This window comes from Ureibacillus massiliensis 4400831 = CIP 108448 = CCUG 49529, from assembly GCF_000772965.1.
In the GTDB taxonomy this organism is placed as follows: Bacteria; Bacillota; Bacilli; order Bacillales_A; family Planococcaceae; genus Ureibacillus; species Ureibacillus massiliensis.
In genome coordinates this window covers 89,640-110,976 of record NZ_JPVQ01000003.1, presented here as the reverse complement: position 1 = coordinate 110,976, position 21,337 = coordinate 89,640, and the positions used below count along the sequence as shown (strand labels likewise).

20 protein-coding genes are annotated in these 21,337 nt (G+C 36.6%); 4 read left to right on the top strand and 16 right to left on the bottom strand.

The annotated features are described in order from the left end of the window. Positions 1–173 precede the first annotated feature (173 nt). The 5 genes from CD30_RS03195 to CD30_RS03175 all read right to left on the bottom strand — a co-directional run bounded on the left by CD30_RS03195 (position 174) and on the right by CD30_RS03175 (position 5,163). Positions 174–2,615, bottom strand: a complete 2,442-nt coding sequence (locus CD30_RS03195; protein WP_036172376.1) for an ATP-dependent Clp protease ATP-binding subunit — start codon at positions 2,613–2,615, stop codon at positions 174–176. Further along, positions 2,605–3,705 carry a protein arginine kinase gene (locus CD30_RS03190; protein WP_036172374.1) on the bottom strand — a complete coding sequence of 367 codons (1,101 nt, stop codon included), beginning with the start codon at positions 3,703–3,705 and terminating at the stop codon, positions 2,605–2,607. The genes CD30_RS03195 and CD30_RS03190 overlap by 11 nt, the downstream gene beginning before the upstream one ends. Continuing rightward, positions 3,702–4,256 (bottom strand): UvrB/UvrC motif-containing protein, encoded by a 555-nt coding sequence (locus CD30_RS03185; RefSeq protein ID WP_036172373.1) that lies wholly within the window; start codon positions 4,254–4,256, stop codon positions 3,702–3,704. The genes CD30_RS03190 and CD30_RS03185 overlap by 4 nt, the downstream gene beginning before the upstream one ends. Positions 4,257–4,267: 11 nt before the next feature. Then, positions 4,268–4,735: a CtsR family transcriptional regulator gene (locus CD30_RS03180; RefSeq protein WP_036172371.1), complete on the bottom strand. Its 468-nt coding sequence runs from the start codon at positions 4,733–4,735 to the stop codon at positions 4,268–4,270. 206 nt (positions 4,736–4,941) lie between these two features. Beyond that, on the bottom strand, positions 4,942–5,163 hold the full coding sequence (locus CD30_RS03175) for a hypothetical protein (RefSeq protein WP_036172369.1): 222 nt from the start codon (positions 5,161–5,163) through the stop codon (positions 4,942–4,944). Positions 5,164–5,407: 244 nt separating this feature from the next. Here CD30_RS03175 and CD30_RS03170 point away from each other — a divergent pair, with 244 nt between their 5' ends. Continuing rightward, the gene (locus CD30_RS03170; RefSeq protein ID WP_036172367.1) at positions 5,408–6,718 is read left to right on the top strand and encodes a globin-coupled sensor protein; all 1,311 of its coding nucleotides are present in this window, start codon (positions 5,408–5,410) and stop codon (positions 6,716–6,718) included. Positions 6,719–6,755: 37 nt separating this feature from the next. Here the strand turns inward: CD30_RS03170 and CD30_RS03165 are convergent, their stop codons facing one another. From CD30_RS03165 to adh, 4 genes are all read right to left on the bottom strand, one after another. Next, a complete protein-coding gene (locus CD30_RS03165) occupies positions 6,756–7,232 on the bottom strand; it encodes an acyl-CoA thioesterase (RefSeq protein WP_036172365.1) in 477 nt (158 codons plus the stop codon). A gap of 41 nt (positions 7,233–7,273) precedes the next feature. After that, a complete protein-coding gene (locus tag CD30_RS03160) occupies positions 7,274–8,701 on the bottom strand; it encodes an aldehyde dehydrogenase family protein (RefSeq protein WP_036172363.1) in 1,428 nt (475 codons plus the stop codon). Between the two features lie 165 nt (positions 8,702–8,866). Next, on the bottom strand, positions 8,867–9,226 hold the full coding sequence (locus CD30_RS03155; RefSeq protein ID WP_036172361.1) for a DUF779 domain-containing protein: 360 nt from the start codon (positions 9,224–9,226) through the stop codon (positions 8,867–8,869). A 155-nt stretch (positions 9,227–9,381) separates the two neighbouring features. After that, positions 9,382–10,902 carry an aldehyde dehydrogenase gene (adh, locus tag CD30_RS03150; protein ID WP_036172359.1) on the bottom strand — a complete coding sequence of 507 codons (1,521 nt, stop codon included), beginning with the start codon at positions 10,900–10,902 and terminating at the stop codon, positions 9,382–9,384. 358 nt (positions 10,903–11,260) lie between these two features. Between adh and rluF the strand changes: the two genes are divergently transcribed. Beyond that, positions 11,261–11,962, top strand: a complete 702-nt coding sequence (gene rluF, locus CD30_RS03145) for a 23S rRNA pseudouridine(2604) synthase RluF (protein ID WP_036172356.1) — start codon at positions 11,261–11,263, stop codon at positions 11,960–11,962. Between the two features lie 91 nt (positions 11,963–12,053). On the opposite strand, the gene CD30_RS03140 is transcribed toward rluF, so the two are convergent. The 6 genes from CD30_RS03140 to CD30_RS03115 form a co-directional block, all read right to left on the bottom strand. After that, a complete protein-coding gene (locus tag CD30_RS03140) occupies positions 12,054–12,761 on the bottom strand; it encodes an ABC transporter ATP-binding protein (RefSeq protein WP_036172354.1) in 708 nt (235 codons plus the stop codon). Further along, positions 12,761–13,540, bottom strand: a complete 780-nt coding sequence (locus CD30_RS03135) for an ABC transporter ATP-binding protein (RefSeq protein WP_036172352.1) — start codon at positions 13,538–13,540, stop codon at positions 12,761–12,763. The genes CD30_RS03140 and CD30_RS03135 overlap by 1 nt, the downstream gene beginning before the upstream one ends. Further along, positions 13,537–14,475: a branched-chain amino acid ABC transporter permease gene (locus tag CD30_RS03130; RefSeq protein ID WP_036172350.1), complete on the bottom strand. Its 939-nt coding sequence runs from the start codon at positions 14,473–14,475 to the stop codon at positions 13,537–13,539. Before CD30_RS03130 ends, CD30_RS03135 begins: the two co-directional genes overlap by 4 nt. An 11-nt stretch (positions 14,476–14,486) precedes the next feature. Next, positions 14,487–15,365 (bottom strand): branched-chain amino acid ABC transporter permease, encoded by an 879-nt coding sequence (locus CD30_RS03125; protein ID WP_036172348.1) that lies wholly within the window; start codon positions 15,363–15,365, stop codon positions 14,487–14,489. A gap of 103 nt (positions 15,366–15,468) precedes the next feature. Further along, positions 15,469–16,695, bottom strand: a complete 1,227-nt coding sequence (locus CD30_RS03120) for an ABC transporter substrate-binding protein (RefSeq protein WP_036172346.1) — start codon at positions 16,693–16,695, stop codon at positions 15,469–15,471. A 473-nt stretch (positions 16,696–17,168) separates the two neighbouring features. Beyond that, on the bottom strand, positions 17,169–17,840 hold the full coding sequence (locus CD30_RS03115) for a YdeI/OmpD-associated family protein (protein ID WP_036172344.1): 672 nt from the start codon (positions 17,838–17,840) through the stop codon (positions 17,169–17,171). A 356-nt stretch (positions 17,841–18,196) separates the two neighbouring features. Here CD30_RS03115 and psiE point away from each other — a divergent pair, with 356 nt between their 5' ends. Then, positions 18,197–18,604, top strand: a complete 408-nt coding sequence (gene psiE / locus CD30_RS03110; protein WP_084077620.1) for a phosphate-starvation-inducible protein PsiE — start codon at positions 18,197–18,199, stop codon at positions 18,602–18,604. A 130-nt stretch (positions 18,605–18,734) separates the two neighbouring features. Beyond that, positions 18,735–20,033, top strand: a complete 1,299-nt coding sequence (locus CD30_RS03105; RefSeq protein WP_036172342.1) for a PLL family lectin — start codon at positions 18,735–18,737, stop codon at positions 20,031–20,033. 40 nt (positions 20,034–20,073) lie between these two features. Here CD30_RS03105 and chrA read toward each other — a convergent pair whose 3' ends face one another. Continuing rightward, on the bottom strand, positions 20,074–21,276 hold the full coding sequence (chrA, locus tag CD30_RS03100) for a chromate efflux transporter (RefSeq protein ID WP_036172340.1): 1,203 nt from the start codon (positions 21,274–21,276) through the stop codon (positions 20,074–20,076). Between the last annotated feature and the right edge of the window lie 61 nt (positions 21,277–21,337).

Here is a 21,337-nt window from a genome sequence, read left to right as displayed (position 1 = left end):
TAATACTTTCACAATCGTTTTTAAGTATATTGTTTCTGTTAACCATTAAAAAAGCAATAGATTAGTGGCGAACTACTTACGAGTAGACATGTAAACTTTTGATATTCTACTTTATTGGACGTTAATAAAATGAAAAAGGTCCCGCTATAAGCTATAGCGAGACACTTCTTCGTCTATATTGCGTTCACAATATCTTTTTGTCGAATGACAAACTCACCATCTACATAATCAAAGATTACTTGCTGACCTTTTGATACATTACCTTTTAATAGTTCTTCAGAAAGGCGGTCTTCAACGTGTTTTTGTAAAGAACGACGCAATGGACGTGCCCCATATTGAGGGTCGTAGCCTTCCTGAGCTATTTTTTCAAGAGCAGCATCTGTAAGCTCTAGTTCAATATCTTGCTCTTTTAAACGTTTTGTTAATGATGTCGCCATTAGAGAAATAATTTCTTTTAATTCATCTTTTTCTAATGAGTGGAAGACGATCATTTCATCGATACGGTTTAAGAATTCTGGACGGAATGCTTTTTTCAATTCCTCAAGCATAGTCCCTTTCATATCTTTATATTTATCAGAGTTATCACCGACACCAAAGCCTAGATTTTTACGATATTTCAAGGCCTCTGCCCCTACGTTTGATGTCATAATGACAACTGTGTTACGGAAGTCTACTTTACGTCCTTTTGAATCAGTTAAACGTCCATCATCTAATACTTGTAATAAAATATTGAACACATCTGGATGCGCTTTTTCAATTTCGTCAAACAGCACAACTGAGTATGGTTTGCGACGTACTTTTTCTGTTAGCTGACCACCTTCATCAAAGCCTACATAGCCTGGAGGTGAACCTACTAGACGAGAAGTCGAGTGTTTCTCCATGTATTCAGACATGTCAATGCGTATCATTGCATCTTCATCGCCAAACATCACTTCAGCTAAAGCACGAGCAAGTTCTGTTTTACCAACACCTGTTGGTCCAAGGAAAATGAATGAACCGATTGGACGTTTTGGATCTTTTAAACCTGCACGAGCACGACGTATTGCACGAGAAATGGCTTCAACTGCTTCTTTTTGTCCAACAACACGTTTGTGTAATTCTTCTTCTAAGTTAAGCAGTTTTTCAGACTCTTCTTGAGCAATTTTTGAAACCGGAATTCCAGTCCACATTGATACGACCATGGCGATATCATCAACTGTAACTTTTGATTCTTCTTTTCCTTGTTTTTCTTTCCACGTTTTTTTCGTTTGTTCTAGCTCATCTTTAATTTTTTGTTCTGTATCACGAAGTGCCGCCGCTTTTTCAAATTCTTGACTTGATACAGCTGCATTTTTCTCGTTGCGAACATTTTCTAATTTATCTTCTAATGCTTTTAAGTTTGGTGGAACATTGAAAGAACGTAGTCGTACTTTTGAACCAGCTTCATCGATTAAGTCAATCGCTTTATCTGGTAAGAAACGATCTGAGATATAGCGATCTGATAATTTTGCTGCTGCTTCTACTGCTTCATCAGTAATTTTTACTCGATGATGCGCTTCATAACGGTCACGTAAACCATTGATAATTTGAATTGTTTCCTCCACTGATGGTTCATCTACTTGGATTGGTTGGAATCGACGCTCTAAAGCAGCATCCTTTTCAATATATTTACGATACTCATCTAACGTTGTCGCACCGATACATTGTAATTCGCCACGAGCTAAGGATGGTTTTAAAATATTGGATGCATCGATTGCGCCTTCAGCACCACCAGCTCCAATTAATGTATGCAATTCATCAATGAATAAGATGACATTGCCCGCTTGGCGAATTTCGTCCATTACCTTTTTCAATCGATCTTCAAACTCACCACGGTATTTTGTTCCTGCTACAACAGTACCCATATCAAGTGTCATGACACGTTTGTCACGTAAGATTTCAGGTACTTCGTTGTTTACGATTTGTTGAGCAAGCCCTTCTGCAATAGCCGTTTTACCTACCCCAGGCTCACCGATTAATACTGGGTTATTTTTTGTACGACGAGATAATACCTCAATAACACGTGTAATTTCTTTACTACGGCCAATAACAGGATCTAGAGAGCCTTCTCTCGCAATTGCTGTTAAGTCACGAGCTAAGCCATCTAATGTTGGTGTGTTAACTGATTGAGTTGGATTTGCTCCACTTTGCGTTGTGTCATTATTTCCTAGCAGTAGTAATACTTGCTGACGGGCTTTATTTAAACTTACACCAGCATTTGAAAGTACTCGAGCTGCTACACCTTCTCCTTCACGGATTAAGGCTAATAATATATGTTCAGTTCCAATGTAAGCGTGGCCTAGTTTACGAGATTCATCTACTGAAAGCTCGATTACCTTTTTAGCTCGAGGTGTATAATGAACGATTGGGCCAACGTCTTTTGTGCCTTTCCCAACTAACTCCTCAATTCCTGACTCAATCATTTGTGGGCTTACATCAATCGCCTCTAAAGCCTTTGCTGCAATTCCTCCACCTTCACGAATAAGGCCAAGAAGTATATGTTCAGTTCCAATCGATTCGTGCTTCCATCGGATAGCTTCTTCTTGTGCAAGTTGTAATACTTTTTGTGCTCGCTGTGTAAAACGATTAAACATCATACTTTTCCTCTCCTTTTTCCACTGAGTTTTTAGTTTTTGCATTCAACTTTTCGCGTAATAATTTTGCTCTAAACAGGTCTCTTTCTGTTGCTTGCAGCGTAGTGCCTGCATATTGTTGTACAAAACCTTGTTGAATTAAAATCATACATTCATTTAATATGCTTAAAGGAACGTCTTTAATAATATTTAAGTCTATGCCCAAACGAACATTTGATAAACATGAAGCCGCCTCTTCGCTTGTCATAATCCGCGCATATTTTAATGTACCTAATGAACGCTGAATCCGATCTTCTAATGCGATAGGCGCTTGTTGCATTATCAATTGTCTTGCATTTCGTTCGTTTTGAATAATTTGTTCAACTACATTTTGTAAATCGTTTAATATTTCCTCTTCCGATTTACCTAATGTAATTTGATTTGAAATTTGATAAATGTTCCCAAGATTTTCGCTACCCTCACCATAAATACCTCTAACGACCATTCCTAATCTTGTCAGCGTTTGAATGATAGCCTTCATTTGTTTTGACATTGTAAGTGCTGGTAAGTGCACCATAACGGATGCTCTTAAACCTGTGCCCACATTTGTAGGACAGCTTGTTAAATATCCAAAGGACTCTTCGAAAGCGTAGGGTATATGTTTTTCAAGGTAACGATCAAGTTGATTCGCTAACTCATATGTTTCATATAATTGGAAGCCAGGTGATAAACATTGTATTCGCAAATGATCTTCCTCATTTACCATGACACTTATGGATTCATCATTTGAAATAACGACTGAAGCAGACTTCTCCTTTTTAGCTAGCAGTGGGCTAATTAAGTGTTTTTCCACCAGAATCTGTCTTTGTAATGCTGGCATTTCCTTAATCGTGAAATGGGAGAAAAAATGGTCCCCATTATTACGATTTAATAGCGCCTGGGTCACTACTTGATCAATTTGTTTTGCTTCTTGTTCATCAAAACTAAGTGGGAAACGATAGCCTACTAAGTTTCTAGCTAAACGAATTCTTGTGCTCATGACAATATCTGCATCAGAACCTTTTACCTCTAACCAACTTGGTCCGTCACTTTTAAGAAAATGCTCTAAATTCATGGTGTATCTACACCTCCAACTTCAAGCTTGCGTTCCATATCTTTAATTTCATCTCTAAGTATCGCAGCATCTTCAAAACGTTCTTCTACAATTGCTAACTGCAACTGTTCACGAGTTGTTTCAATCTGTTTTTTTAATAACAAATGATTATTTTTTGAACTACCAGGTACTTTCCCATTATGTTTCGTTCCAGACTGAATCTTTTCTAGCACTTGAGGTAATTTGCTACTAAAGGTGTCATAACATTTTGGGCAACCGAGCTTGCCTTCATTCAAAAATTGACGAAAGGTGAATCCACAGCCAGGACAAGAAGCGGTAGTTTGAGTATTGGACTGTTGTTTTTCATTAGTTTCATTTTTCCATATCGGAAGACCAAACCAGTTTGATACTAGTTGTGCAAGCGGAAATTGCTCTTCATCTTGAAAATCTACATTAAATGGGTGAAATTGTGCTGCACATACCTCACAATAATGTCTTTCACTTTTTTGACCATTGATAATTTGTGTTACCGTCACAGTCGCTTGTTTAGTTTTACAGTGTTCACAAATCACTGTGCGCCACCTCACTGGTTATCATATTTTAAAGTTGTTAACATTGCCCGTAAAATAAACGACCTTACTTCATCTCGAAATGGTAATTGCAATCTCAGGGTTGATCGATCAATGGCAGCTAACATTAATTTGGCTTCTCGCTTAGTAATCACTTCTTCGTCTATTAATCGATATATGATATCTTCAGCCATAACTTGAGTCGCACCATTGTCTATTTGATTTATCATAGAATCTAATAAATCGGATTTCGAATTCGGTCGAATCCGGAATATACGAATATATCCACCGCCGCCGCGTTTACTTTCAACTAAATACCCTCTCTCAGCGGTAAACCTCGTATTTATCACGTAATTAATCTGTGAAGGTACACATTGGAATTTATCGGCTAATTCACTACGTTTTATCTCAATATGTCCTTGCCCTCCTAATTCGATAACACGCTTTAAATAACCTTCAATGATGTCAGATATATTCCCCATTTTTATACCTCACCTCACTCGGCATTCTGACTTTGACTATCTTTGACTTTATTATATTAACGTCATTTATAAAATGCAAACAAAAGAACTCAAATTTTTTTTGTTCCACAAATATTCGTATTGGTTTAATTTTCCCCTATTTAACTCAATAATATTAGACAAAAAATCCGACAAAATCTGCAGTGAGAATTTGTCGGATGAATGGTTTATTTTTGTTTGGATTCTATATCTTTTTTTGGATCTATTTTATGCTCATCGTGAGGGAATAGTACAGCAGATAGTAGTCCAGAAAAAAGAGTGGCACTAATAATGATTAAGGCTTTATGATACGTCGGTACTTCAGGGTAATAATTTGTTAACATAAATATTGCTGCGATCGCTACGATAACCATCGTTGGCACAACATATTTTGTTCTCTTCTTCCACATATATATGACTTCCTTTTCAGCTTTATATAATTCATTTTCTTAAACCTAAATTAAACTCAAAAGTATTTTACAATGTACGCAACTGAAATACAAATTCCCCTACCACAAACATCCTATTAATATTGTGCGCACTGTTGATAGAAAAAGATAGATTTTGCATAATTCGAATTAGTATAATAATAATTAGTAATCCCTAATTTTCAAATTGCCTTCGAATAAAAATTTACTTAATAAGGAGAATTACATGATTCGTTTATTCAATAAAACAAATCAATCTAATTTAATAGAGTTAAAAACTGAGCAATTTATAAATAATGTCCAACTGGATGTTGGGAAATATCCAAATTTAACAAAACAACTTCAGTTAATTCAATTAACAAAAGAAGATTTGGCGATATTAAAACAGCTTGAGCCATTATCGAATGAATTTATTCCGATGATGGTAAATGAATTTTATTCTGCATTAACATTAAGCAATCACCTAATCAATATTATTAATGAACACTCTAAAATTGAACGATTAAAAGTCACTTTAACAAAGCATTTAAAAGATATTTTCAAGGGACAAATCAATAGAGAGTATATTGAAGAACGTAATGCTATTGCCCATGCACATGTACGAATCGGGTTAGAATCTAATTGGTACCTCAGCTCTTTCCAATCATTAATGACAACTTTTATTTATTTTATAAACGATTTACAGATGTCAAAGGATGATACTGCTCGTGCGATTAATGCCTTTTCAAAGATTATTAACTTTGAACAACAGCTTGTGATTCAGGCGTACGACCTGGAGCAACAGCGCATTCGTGAACAAAATGAAAAAGTGAAAATATCGCTCATTTCAACAATTCAAAACACGGCAGAGGAGCTAAATGCCATAAGCGAAGAAACAACAGCATCACTCCAGCTTATTACTGCTCAATCTGAAAATATTTCTACTGCAACTAAGCAAGGATTGAGTTTTGTTGCCGAAACGGAAGAAAAGTCTTCTTTAGGGACAAAGCACCTTGAGACACAAACACAATTAATGAATATTATTATCGAAAGTGTCGACATATTAGAATCATCCATGCATAAATTAAGCGATTCCTCTAAGAAGATTACGGAGATCGTAGGACTTGTGACTGGCATTGCTGATCAAACGAACTTACTTGCTTTAAATGCATCTATTGAAGCAGCCCGTGCAGGTGAACACGGGAAAGGCTTTGCTGTTGTTGCAGAGGAAGTTCGAAAACTGGCAGAGGAAACAAAAAATGCTGTACAAAATGTTTCAACTTTAATTAAAGAAACAGAAAACAATATTACGAGCATGACAGGGGCAGTAACCCACGTTGATAAGCAAGTTCATTTAAGCGTGGAGGCACAACAAAAATTAGCTGAATCCTTTAAATCTATTGCCCAGTCTGTTTCGGGTATTAAAAATCAGTATTCGAACACGACAAGAGATATTAACGAAATTTCCAATCATTTAGCTGAGCTAGCAGATAGCGCTACTGTGGTTTCATCCTCATCTGATTCCTTAGTAAGTGTATTACATGATTTAACAGATTAATATAAAAGGGAGTTCGATTATTTCGAACCCCCTTTTTTTACTTACTATTATTTCGTCTTTCTAGTCTTTGCTGTCTTCGTAGCAGACCTTTTTCGTAAAGAACCTTTTCTTCTTCTGTTTCTGGGTAAATTTTTGGTACTGGAATCGGATCACCTTTACTATCGATTGCGACAGTTGTTATAAAGGATTCCGTTGTAATTTTTTGCTCACCAGTTCGGAAGTTAAGAGCCTTTACTATTACATAGACCTCCATTGATGTTGTGCCGGTTGAAGTTACGATTGCCTCTAATTCTAAAATGTCTCCAACATTGGCGGGAGATACAAAATCAACAGAATCAAATGCAGCTGTAACGATTTCACTTTTTGCGTGTTTCATACTAGCAATGGCTGCTACCTCGTCAATATAAGCTAAAACCTTTCCTCCAAAAATAGATAGATGATGATTCGTATCTGGGGGTAATACAAGTCTTGATTGAATCGTCCTTGACTGTTTCATTGGTACAGCATTTTCCATAGTTAAGTACATCCTTTATTATTTTATTCATTAGTATTTCTCTAAATGGTTGTTTTGATCGTAATGAATTTCAAATCCGTCATTTCCTGTATTGCATATTTAATTCCTTCACGTCCATAACCGCTGTTTTTCATTCCTCCATATGGCATGTTATCAACGCGAAAAGTTGGAATATCATTAATGACGATTGCACCTGCTTCTAATTCATCAGCAGCTTTTAGGGCGTCTGGTAATACGTTTGTATAAATCCCTGCATTTAATCCTAAATCTGATGCATTTACAAGCTCAATCGCTTCATCTAATGTTTTATATGGTACGAGGGATACGATTGGAGCAAAGGTTTCCAAGCACACGACTTTCATGTTTGGAGTCACATTTGTCATTACTGTCGGTGTCATCCATCTTTCCGAGAATTCTGCTCCTGTTGCAACTTGTGCACCTTGTTCTTTCGCTTCTTCAATCCATTGTTTAATTCTCTCAACTTCTTTTGGATGGATCATTGCACTTACATCAGTTGAAGGGTCTAGTGGATCACCCACTTTTAACTTCTTCGTCTCTTCAATAAACGCTTTCGAAAACTCATCATAAATTGATTCATGAATATATACACGCTGTAACGAGATACAGACTTGGCCTGCAAAACCAAAGGCTCCACCTACACATCGGGATACAATTTTTTCAATAGGCGTACTTGGTTCTACAATAACAGCAGCGTTGGATCCAAGCTCTAACGTAACTTTTCTCAAACCGATTTTTTCTTTAATTTTAAGCCCTACAGCACCACTACCTGTGAAAGTAACCTTTTTTACATATGGGTGAGTTATAAGAGTATCACTTAGCTCTCCACCAGAACCTGTTACAATTTGTAATGCCCCATCAGGTAAACCAGCCTCTTGAAAGATTTCCGCCATTACTAATGCACTTAAAGGCGTTTGAGTTGCTGGTTTTAATACCACTGTATTTCCAACTGCAAAAGCAGGGCCTAATTTATGAGCAACTAAATTAAAAGGAAAGTTAAAAGGTGTAATCGCCGAAACAACGCCAAGTGGTACACGTTTTGTATAACCGATACGATCTTTTACACCCGGGGCGGCGTCCATAGGAACTGTTTCACCCATTGATTGTTTTGCCGCTTCTGCTGAAAATTGATAAGTTGCAATGGTACGGTCAATTTCAGTCAGTCCGGCAGAGATCGGCTTGCCTGCTTCTTTTGCTAGTATTTCAGCGAACTCATTTTTACGTCCTCGCATAATATCTACGACTTTATATAATATTTCCGCACGTTCATATGCCGTTGTCTTTTTAAATGCTAGGAAAGCTTTGTGTGCTCCTTCAATCGCATGTTCAACGTCTATAACAGATGCCTTTGCAACATTTGCAATTGGTTCTCCAGAATAAGGCGATGTTAATTCGTAGGAATTCTTCGCATCCACCCATTCACCATTTATCCACAATTTCGTTTCCTTCAATTCGAACACCCCCAAAATTTCTTTATGTCTATTTTAGCACTTGTTTACTTTTGAAAAGAAATAATGCAACCTGACAAATGTGGTTATAATTCGTTTTTAATTTTCAACAAATTTGCCTATAAAAAAGGCTTTTTACATTACTCTGTAAAAAGCCTTACCATCAATTTAAATTAGACCTAGCTCTAGCATCTCTTCTTTTGTAAATGCTCGAGATCTTGTTAAGAATCTTTTCCCATGAACTCCTTCTAAAGAAAACATTCCTCCACGACCAGCTACAACATCAATAATAAGCTGCGTATGCTTCCAATACTCGAATTGACTTTTATGCATGTAAAACTTCGCTCCACCAATTTCACCCATCAGCACGTCTTGATTTCCAAGAATTAAATCTCCCTCCGGATAACACATTGGGCTTGATCCGTCACAACAACCACCTGATTGATGAAACATCACTGGACCATGCTGTTCCTTTAGTTTTTCGATTAATGCAAGTGCTTCTTCCGTTGCAATTACACGTTCTACCACTTGCTAGCCCCCTTTAAATCAATTCCACCTTCGCAAAAAACAAGATATTTTTAACAACTGGTTATACAATATTCTATGAAACTCACGCAATTTTATTTCTTTAGGCTAGGGCGGTCTCTTTTCAGCTAACAAACAGCTTTACTTGAGAAAGTGGATTAGAAGAATCCTAATTTATTTTGGCTGTAGCTTACAAGTAGGTTTTTCGTTTGTTGATAGTGTTCAAGCATCATTTTATGGTTTTCACGACCTACACCAGACATTTTGTATCCACCGAATGCTGCATGGGCTGGATATGCATGATAGCAATTTGTCCATACGCGTCCAGCTTGGATTTCTCTACCGAAGCGATAAGCAGTATTAATATCACGCGTCCAAACACCTGCACCTAAACCATATAAAGTATCGTTTGCGATTTCAAGTGCTTCTTCTTTCGTTTTGAATGTTGTAACAGCTACAACCGGTCCAAAAATTTCTTCTTGGAAAATGCGCATTTTATTATTCCCTTTAAATACTGTTGGTTTAATGTAGTAGCCTTCAGTAAAATCTCCACCTAAATCGTTCTTTTCTCCACCGATTAATACTTCTGCTCCCTCTTGTTTACCAATTTCTAAATAAGACAGAATTTTTTCCATTTGTTCTGATGATGCTTGAGCACCCATCATTGTATTTGGATCAAGTGGGTTACCTGTTTTAATCGCAGCAACACGAGCAAGCGCCTTTTCCATGAACTTATCATAGATAGACTCTTGAATTAATGCACGGGAAGGACAAGTACATACCTCACCTTGGTTTAATGCAAATAATACAAATCCTTCAACTGCTTTATCTAAAAATGCATCCTCTTCATCCATAACATCCTCGAAGAAAATGTTTGGTGATTTCCCACCTAATTCTAATGTTACTGGGATTAAATTTTGAGATGCATATTGCATAATTAAACGACCAGTCGTTGTTTCACCTGTGAATGCCACTTTACCAATACGTGGATTTGATGCTAGCGGTTTTCCAGCCTCTAAACCAAATCCATTTACGATATTTACAACACCCGGTGGTAACAAATCTTCAATTAACTCCATTAGTACTAAAATCGATGAAGGAGTTTGTTCAGCTGGTTTTAATACGACACAGTTACCAGCTGCAAGAGCAGGTGCAAGTTTCCATACCGCCATAAGTAGTGGGAAGTTCCAAGGAATGATCTGACCAACTACACCAATTGGCTCGTGGAAATGATAAGCAACTGTATCATCATCAATTTGAGAAATCCCGCCTTCTTGTGCACGAATGGCACCAGCAAAGTAACGGAAATGGTCAACTGCAAGAGGTAAGTCAGCATTTAATGTTTCACGAACTGCTTTACCATTTTCCCACGTTTCGGCAATTGCAAGTAACTCTAAGTTAGCTTCGATACGATCAGCAATTTTATTTAAAATATTCGCTCTTTCTGTTGGCGATGTTTTACCCCAAGCATCTTTTGCAGCATGTGCAGCGTCTAGCGCTAGTTCAATGTCTTCTTCTGTTGAACGAGCCACTTGTGTAAATACTTGTCCAGTGACAGGTGTTACATTGTCAAAATATTGGCCTTTTACTGGAGGAGTCCATTTTCCATTAATATAGTTGTCATATCTTTCTTTAAAATTCACAATTGCCCCTTCAGTGTTAGGAAATGCATAAACCATTTATAACTCTCCCCTTTTGAAATTAGTAATACCTTTTCATATATTCAATTTCCGTACCAATGTAATGAAAAAGGTATTTACTATAATCTATTATTCGATATGCTAGAATATTTCTAGAAAATCCATTTTTTTCATATATTTTTTTCGACAAAATTCACGTTCGAAAATATGTATAGAAAACACCTATAGAGATTTGAATATATATTTGACGACAAAGATTCCTTCTATATTTTAAGATCTATAGTGAATTAATGAATTTGTTCCTGTTAACAATAGTAGAGGCAAAAAAATTTTCATATTGTATACTAATTTATAGTGAACCTTGAGCAGTATGAATAAAAGATAATTAGGAGAGTTTATGCGAATTAATAAGTACTTAAGTGAAACTGGCATAGTATCTAGAAGAGGTGCCGATAAGTTAATAGAAGAAGGTAGAGTTACCATTAACGGTATAAAAGCAACCGTCGGAAGCCAAGTAGAAGAAAACGATGTTGTCCACGTTGACGGTAAACCAGTCAAAAAAGAAGAAGAGCTAGTTTATATTATGTTAAATAAACCTGTGGGTATTACAAGCACAACAGAAAGACATATTAAAGGGAATGTTGTAGATTTCGTCGGACATTCAAAACGTATCTTTCATATCGGGCGACTTGATAAAGACTCTGAAGGTTTATTACTACTCACAAATGACGGTGACATTGTGAACGAAATATTACGGGCAGAAAATCGCCATGAAAAAGAATATATCGTACAGGTTGATAAGCCTATTAACGATAACTTTTTAGATCGAATGGCATCAGGTGTTGAAATCTTAGACACGAAAACATTGCCTTGTAAAGTGGAGAAAATATCATCCCATGTTTTTAAGATTATATTAGAGCAAGGCTTGAATAGACAAATTCGAAGAATGTGTTCGGCTTTAGGATATTCTGTTAAAAGACTTCAGCGAATTCGCATTATGAATATTAAGCTAGGAAATTTAAAAGTAGGCAAGTGGAGAGATTTAACAGAGAAGGAACGAACAGAGCTTTTTAAATTATTAAATTACACACCAAAATAGAACGTTATTTCACATTCCGACGAATTACAATAAAAGAAAATGACTCATAAAGGCTTGAACAATACCTTTCTGAGTCATTTTTTATGATCAATCATGCTCCTCCAAGATAAGCTTCTTTTACTTTGTCACTTTCTTGAAGCTCTTTAGCTGAACCACTTAGCACAATTTTACCTGTTTCAAGTACATAGGCGCGATCTGCAATAGACAATGCCATATTTGCATTTTGCTCAACTAATAAAACGGTTGTGCCTTCTTTATTTACTGTTTGAATGATTTCGAAAATCTTTTTCACGATTAACGGAGCTAATCCCATAGAAGGCTCATCCATTAATAATAGTTTCGGTCTTGCCATTAATGCTCGACCCATCGCTAACATTTGTTGCTCCCCACCTGATAGGGTACCTGATAGCTGTTTACGACGTTCGTCTAGAATTGGGAAAAGCTCATACACATAGTCTAAATCTTTTTTAATATTTTCTCGATCTTTACGTAAGAAAGCGCCCAATTCTAGGTTCTCTTCTACTGACATATTTGAAAACACACGACGGCCTTCTGGAACATGAGAAATACCACTTTTTACAATCGTCTGTGCAGGTTTTCCTACGATTTGCTGCGTTTGATATAAAATATGTCCACTCTTTGGTTTTAAAAGACCTGATAAAGTTTTTAATAGAGTAGATTTCCCTGCACCATTGGCACCGATGAGTGTTACAATCTCACCTTCATTTACCTCTAAGGAGACATCTTTTAATGCATGAATATTTCCGTAGTACACATCAATGTTGTTCACTTTTAGCATTATTCACTAACCTCCTCACCTAGGTAAGCTTCAATAACCTTTGGATTATTACGAATCGCTTCTGGTGTACCGTCTGCAATTAATTGTCCATGGTCAAGCACGTAGATTCTTTCACAAATCCCCATTACTAAATGCATATCATGTTCAATTAAAAGAATCGTTAGATCAAATTCTTTTCTTATGAATGCAATAAGCTCCATCAAATCATGTGTTTCCTGAGGATTCATACCTGCAGCTGGTTCATCTAGTAATAACAGCTTAGGTTTCCCCGCAAGAGCACGTGCAATCTCAAGGCGACGCTGCATCCCATACGGTAAGTTTTTAGCAAGCTCATCCTTATATACGTCTAGTCCAAAAATCTTTAAAAACTCAATAGATTGTCTTTCCATCTCCGCCTCACCTTTAAAATGACTCGGCAAACGTAAAATGGATGAAATAATGGAATGCTTTGCTACTTGGTGATTTGCTACTTTAACATTGTCTAGTACCGTCATATCTTTGAAAAGACGAATATTTTGGAATGTACGGCTCATTCCTAATTTAGTTACCTGATATGGTTGCATACCATTAATTTTCTTTCCGTCGAAGGAAATTTCACCTTCTGTCGGCTCATATACGCCCGTTAACATATTAAACGTAGTTGTTTTACCAGCACCATTTGGACCGATTAAACCGATTAATTCGCCCTTGTTTAAATACATATTTACCTTTTGAACCGCTTTTAACCCACCAAATTGAATACCAACATTTTCTGCATTTAGAAGAAGGTTACCTGTCATGCTTTTGAACCTCCCTTTTTACCAAACTTGAATAAATCTGTAATTTCTTTCGTACCCATTAACCCAGTTGGACGATATAGCATTACGATAATCAATACTAAAGAATAGATAATCATACGTGTTTCTGGGAAGTTTGCTAAATACGTCGTAACAAATGTGATAAATACTGCCGCTATTATAGCTCCAGATAAACTACCTAAACCACCTAATACAACTAAAATTAAAATATCAAAGGATTTTAAGAATCCAAAAGCTGTCGGCTGAATGATAAAGATATTATGAGCATAAATAGCACCTGCAACTCCCGCGAATGCCGAACCAATTGCAAAGGCAACTACTTTATAGTACGTCGTATTAATACCCATCGCATCTGCCGCAATCTCATCTTCTCGTACTGAAATACAGCCCCGTCCATGTCGGGAGTACGTAAAGTTTGCAACAACTAGAATCGTGATAATTACACCAATATAGGCATATGTCCAATTTGACATTTGATTAACAACCATTCCTGCTGCTCCGCCGACATAATCTACATTGACAAAAATGATACGAATAATTTCTGCAAAGCCAAGTGTTGCAATTGCTAAATAATCTCCTTTTAGTCGAAGAGAAGGAATTCCTACAAGTAATCCTGCTAAGCCTGCAACGAGTGCACCGATGACAATCGCAATCGGAAATAGAAGTCCAAGTTTCATCGTTGCAATGGCACTAAAATAAGCACCTACTGCCATAAATCCAGCATGACCAATGGAGAATTGCCCTGTTATACCAATAACAATATGTAAACTTACTGCTAGCATAATATTGATACACATCGTCACTAGCATATTTTGATAATATGCATCTAGCATCCCACCCGAGATCATGACCTGTACGACTGCATAGATTACTAGCGCTAAAATACTATAGCTCCAGAAAGCTTTAGATTTCTTCATTTCCGCCTCACCTACACTTTCTCTCGGGCGTTTTTACCAAATATACCCGATGGTTTTACGATTAATATGATAATTAAAATGACAAACGCTGCTGCATCGCGCCATAGAGAGAATCCAATCGCACTTACAATCGTTTCAACGATACCTAAAATATATCCACCGAACATCGCACCTGGAATACTACCAATACCACCCAGAACGGCCGCGATAAATGCTTTTAAGCCTGGTAGCACACCCATTAAAGGATCGATTCTTGTATAGTAAACACCGAAAATAACACCAGCTGCACCAGCTAGGGCAGACCCAATAGCAAACGTCGCTGAAATAGTATTATCTACATTTATTCCCATTAATCTTGCTGCATCAGCATCATGTGATACTGCACGCATCGCTTTACCGATTTTTGTTTTATGGACGATAAATTGTAGTAAAACCATAAGAATGATTGTTACTACTAAAATCATAATGGATTGAGAACTAATACTTGCTCCGAAAATATCAATGGAAGCTTTTGGTATTACGCCATCTGGATATGCTTCGGGTGAAGCACCACGGAAGTAAATCACAGTATACTCGATTAATAATGAAACACCAATCGCTGTAATAAGCGCCGCAATACGTGTTGCATTACGTAGTCGTTTATAAGCAACACGTTCAATGATAACCCCTATAACTGCACATAGAACCATCGAGATAATTAAAGCTGGTATAAAACCTAAATCCCACCTTGCTATGGCAAAGAAACCGATAAATGCACCAAGCATGAAGACGTCACCATGAGCAAAGTTAATTAATTTTATGATTCCGTATACCATCGTGTATCCTAATGCTATTAACGCATAGATACTCCCTACTGATATACCGTTCACCAGTTGTTGGAGCCACTCCATTATCTTTCACTCCTTTACAAATCTTATTAACATTTATTTAGATATCTCTATTTCTTCTAAAAGGAAAAAAAGGGGGCAACAAGCCCCCCTTTCGGTTAAAGAATTAAGGATTAACTTTAGAGTTGAATACTTGGCTGCCGTCTTTAAATTCTAAAATTGTTGCTGATTTAATTGGGTTATGTTTTTCATCTACTGAGAATGAACCAGTAACTCCTGCAAAGTCTGTTGTTTCAGCTAAAGCGTTTTTGATTGCTTCCCCGTCAAGTGAATCTGCTCTGTCGATTGCATCTGCAATATAGTAAGCTGTGTCATATCCAAGAGCGTGGAATCCGTTTGGTTTTTCACCATTCTTTTCTTCAAATGCTTTAACGAAGTCTTGAATTAATTCTTCTGGATCTTCAGAAGAGAATGCATTAGACATATAAGTGTTGTTTAGAGCATCTGCCCCAGCTAACTCTACTAAAGTTGGTGAATCCCAACCATCTCCACCCATAAGTGGTGCTTCGATACCTAATTCACGTGCTTGTTTAACAATTAGACCTACTTCTTCATAATAACCAGGGATGAAGACAAAGTCTGGATTTGCTGATTTTAAATTTGTTAATGTTGATTTGAAATCAACGTCGTTTGCAACATAAGCTTCTTCAGCTACTACTGTTCCACCATTTGCAATGATTTGTTCTTTAAATGCTTTTGCTAAACCTTTAGCATAATCTGAAGAGTTGTCAGCATAGATTGCTACATTTTTTGCACCAAGCTCAGTAGCAAAGTTAGCTGCTACGACACCTTGGAATGGGTCAATGAAGCATGTACGGAAAACATATTCGTTAATAGAACCGTCTTCATTAACTGTTAAGTTTTCTGCTGTACCTGATGCAGTTACAACTGGAACTTTATTTGTGTTTGCAATTTGGACTGTTGCAAGCATGTTACCAGATGTAGCAGGTCCGATCATTGCATGTACTTTATCTTGTGTTGCAAGCTTAAGTGCAGCTGCTACTGCTTCAGCGTTTTCTGATTTATTGTCTGCTGAAACTAATTCAATTTGTTTACCGTCAATACCGCCTTTAGCATTAATTTCCTCGATTGCTAATTGAGCACCTTTTAAAATTGAAGAACCATAAGACGCAACATCACCTGAAAGCTCTAAGTTTGCACCGATTTTAATCACTTCAGCGCTTTCGTTTGCATCAGATGAATTTCCTCCTTCTGTACTTGTACTTGTGCTAGATCCTGATTCTGAGCTTCCGCACCCTGCTAATGCTCCTACCACTAGTGAAGATGCTAAGAAAACAGAAGCAAATCTTTTAAGTGTTTTATTTTGTTCCATGTTTTTTCCCCCTAAATCATGTTGTTTCTAAGAAGATATAAAAAATGTAATCTTTTAGAAATATAATGAACATATTCCATTAATCAATCTAAATATTCAGAAAATTGACTCTATTTTTATATCTTCCTCGTTTTATTTGACTTACCCAATTTTATAACATTCTCATATTTTAGTAAAGTGTGATTTTTTAGTATTTTTAGATATTTCTTATTATATAGAACATTCGATAATATTAAATTGATGTTTTTTCCTAAAAATTGATTTTAAAGGAAATTATTTTAACAATTTTTTTCTTAAAAAATGATCTCTGTTTCTATTTATTGCAAAAAAATACTGACACCGTTGCGTTGATTCTAATTTTTGCAACCCCAGTAAAATAAAAAAAGCAAGGGTTTCCCTTGCCGAATCAGATCATATTTGCAAAATGATGTTAGACTTTTAAGTGAAGGTAATTTAAATTATCCGAAAGTAATTTATTTTTCTCTTAAATAAATATCCCTACTTTTAAATCCTTCACTTAAAATCATCTTCATCTCTTCTCGCCTTTTTTCTTTCGTGGCCTCCTGTTTTGCACTATATACATAACGCGCCCAGTCCTTTTGATACCCCGGTGTAAGTGATTGGTAAAAGGCTAATTGTTTAGGAGCATCCTCTAAATCCTTCTCGATTTGAGGAATATAGTCAATGTAGTCTTCTACTCTTTGACTGGCCTTTTTAGATGAAGTACCTTTTCCCTTGGATTCCTCTTTTAATCCAACTACAGTAAATACATCATCTAAGCCGACCATTCGAGCAAACTTGATGTTGCTGCCACCCACATAGCCCTCCTCATCCACACCGATACTCGGGAAAATTTCATCTCTGTGTATAAAGGTGTTATATACTTTATTCCCTTTCTTTGGATAAGCAATATAGAGGTATCCTTTTGGGTTAAGATGATTTTCAAATATGATAGTACTTATAATTTCTTTCATTGCATCAATGTCTGTTACAAATGTAAAAATTAAGTCATATTTTTTCCCGTCTACTAACGATGTATCAAAATGACTTAATTCATTAAAATAGTTACTACCCTTTGGTAAATGAAGTAGGGCGATCTTCTCGTACTTCAGTAGGTTTAATTTATTTACAATCGTTTTTTCCATATTGCCCCTCCAAACAGAAAAATAAAATAGAAAGCAAATAATAGCTATTGCTACTTTACTTCATAGTGGACTATTTATTCCTTGAATCATACGATTTCGTTTATTATTGTCTAACCCAATATAATAAGTAGAAAATGAATTTACGAATGGATTTTTAGAAATAACTCATCCTTTTTTATTTTCGACAAAACTTACGTAAATTTCTCATTTATTTCCACTTTTCCTAATTTGATGGTTTTGGATTCATATTTTTTGATAATCCACATATAAATTAAAAAACCTTTGGGGGTTATAGTAAATCAATTGGAGGGGATAGCTTGCGAACAAGGATACAATTAAAGGAGACCATCTTACTCATTCCAAAAATTCTACAATATTTGCTCAACACCTGCCTCATCGTACTGGCAATATTATTATCCTACCAGCTACTACATGAAATTTGGGAGTTTATAAGGCTTGTCCTATCAAGTGAAAGTAGGGATTACAAACTGTTCCTCGCGAATATCCTCATTTTCTTTTTATACTTTGAGTTTCTAACCATGATTGTGAAATACTTCAAAGAAGATTACCATTTCCCATTACGCTATTTTTTATATATTGGAATTACAGCAATGTTACGACTTATTATCGTGGAACATGAGCACCCAATTGATACATTGATATTCTCGCTTGTAATCTTAGTCCTTATTGTTTGTTATTTTATAATTAATGTTACGCCAAGGGACCGCCCCAAAAACTTTTGGTTATCGCAGAGGAAAGAATAATTCATTGTCCTATTTATAAGGACAATGGTTTTATGATTTAAACCTAATTTAAATGTACTATCGTGGCATTTGCCTACCTACTAGTTAAAAAGCTCGCATACATTAGAAAAAAATGGAGGCAAATAGGCAAATGTACATGTTTAATGGTTACCCATATTATTACGTTCAAAACGTACCTATGCAACAGCCCGCAGGAAACGTACCAATGAATTATTACGTACAAAATCCTCAACCTATGTATGCTCAACAAACAGGTAGACCAACAGTTAATCAAGTTTTGCAAACAATCCGCTCTGAAAATAGCAACCTTTATACACAGATGGACCGTGCAGGTGTAAGTCGTCAATTAACGGAAGCATTCTTCTTTAACGTAGTAAATTATACGATTAATCAAGCAAATACAAATCAAACTGCAAATCAAATCTATAACTTATTCCAAAGGGATACACCTTGGTTTAATTTATTACTTCGATCTATGAATCTTCCTTTAAATACAATTGATCAAATATTACTTCGTGTCATTCAAATTACTTTAAATGCAGTTAGAGGTGCACAACCGAGTCCAGCACCAGCTCCTGGCCCAAGTAGACCACCTAGACCTACGCCTAGTCCTGAAAGTAGCTGGTCTAATTGGGAGAACCTTGGTGGGGTACTAACTTCAGCTCCTACAGTATCTTCATGGCAAAGAAATCGATTAGATGTGTTCGCTAGAGGTACGGACAATGCTCTTTACCATAAATGGTGGGACGGTAGTAGATGGAGTGATTGGGAAAACCTTGGTGGTACTTTAACGAGTGCTCCAGCAGCTGTTTCTTGGGGACCAAATCGTATTGATGTATTTGGTAGAGGAACAGATAATGCCCTTTATCATAAATGGTGGGATGGTAGCAGATGGAGTGATTGGGAAAACCTCGGGGGCACTTTAACTAGTGGTCCTGCTGTTTCATCACGCCGTGCAAATCAATTAGATGTTTTTGTTCGTGGTAATGGTAACCGACTTTATAAACGAACTTGGAATGGTTCTCGCTGGGAAGATTGGGAAGACCTTGGTGGTAATTTAACAAGTGAACCTGCCGCTGTTTCTTGGGGACCAAATCGAATCGATGTATTTGGTAGAGGAACAGATAATGCCCTTTATCATAAATGGTGGGACGGTAGTAGATGGAGTGATTGGGAGAGCCTTGGCGGTACTTTAACGAGTGGGCCAACAGTTTCGTCGCGCCGTGCAAATCAACTTGACGTATTTGTTCGTGGTAATGGTAACCGACTTTATAAACGAACTTGGAACGGATCTCGTTGGGAAGATTGGCAAGACCTTGGCGGTAGTTTAACAAGTGCCCCTGCTGCCGTTTCCTGGGGACCAGATCGTATTGATGTATTTGCTAGAGGAGCAAACAATAATCTTTATCATCGTTGGTTCGGTCAATAATAAAAGTCGTTATGAAGAAAAATATTCTTCATAACGACTTTTATATAGTTATAAATTGTAAAATCGCACCACCTATAATTCCAGTTAATACAATTAGCCATGGGGACAGCTTCCAATACTGAAGCATACTAAATAAAATTGCAGCAAACACAAAATCAACTGCACTAAGAATAGTTGTGCTAAAAATTGGATCATAAAATGCAGCAATTAAAATACCAACTACAGCCGCATTTACACCAATAAAAGCACCTTTAATCTTGTTATTTTTTCGAAGCAAATTCCAAAATGGCAATGTTCCAAAAACAAGTAAAAATGCTGGTAAAAAGATTGCAACCGTAGCAACCAAACCACCTAACCATCCATTCATAATTGCCCCTAAGTAAGCAGCAAATGTAAATAGTGGACCTGGTACAGCCTGTGTTACGCCATATCCTGCAAGGAATGCTTCTTCACTTACCCATCCGTTTGGAACAAATTCGTTTTCAAGTAGTGGTAAGACAACATGCCCGCCTCCGAACACTAATGATCCTGCACGATAAACACTATCAAACATCGCAACCCATTCTAGTTTTGTCACTTCTCTTAAAATAGGTAGAAAGATTAATAAACCAAAAAATAGAGCAAGACAGGTTGCGCCAAACCATTTTGAAATTGGAAATTTAGAAATTGACTCATCGCTACCCTTTTCCTGTTTATATATGAAAAAACCAAGAATAGCAGCAAATAAAATAATCGTAATTTGCGAAAATGCCGTTTGCCATAATAATGCGACAGCTAACGCTAACAGAATCATTGCTTTTCTAATTAAGTCTGGGGCGAGGTTTTTTGCCATCCCTAAAATTGCATGAGCAACAACAGCAACTGCCACGACTTTTAATCCATGAATCCAACCAGCATCACCTACATCAAATCCTTGTAGTGCAAGAGCAAATAGAATTAAGACGATGACAGAAGGCATAGTAAAACCGAGAAAAGAGATAATGCCACCTAGTACTCCTCCGCGAATAACCCCTATTCCTATCCCCACTTGGCTACTCGCAGGGCCAGGTAAGAATTGGCATAGTGCAACTAATTCCGCATAACTTTTCTCATCCATCCACTTACGTCTTCGAACATATTCCTCGTGGAAATAGCCTAAGTGTGCAGTCGGACCTCCAAAGGATGTTAACCCTAATCGTGTTGAGACGAATAATATCTCAAGTAACGTTTTAATTGTGATTTTTTTCGAGCTGTTTTGATTCATTTATCATTCTCCAAAGACAGATATTTATTATTATTCCTATAATAACAAACAATAAGAACAA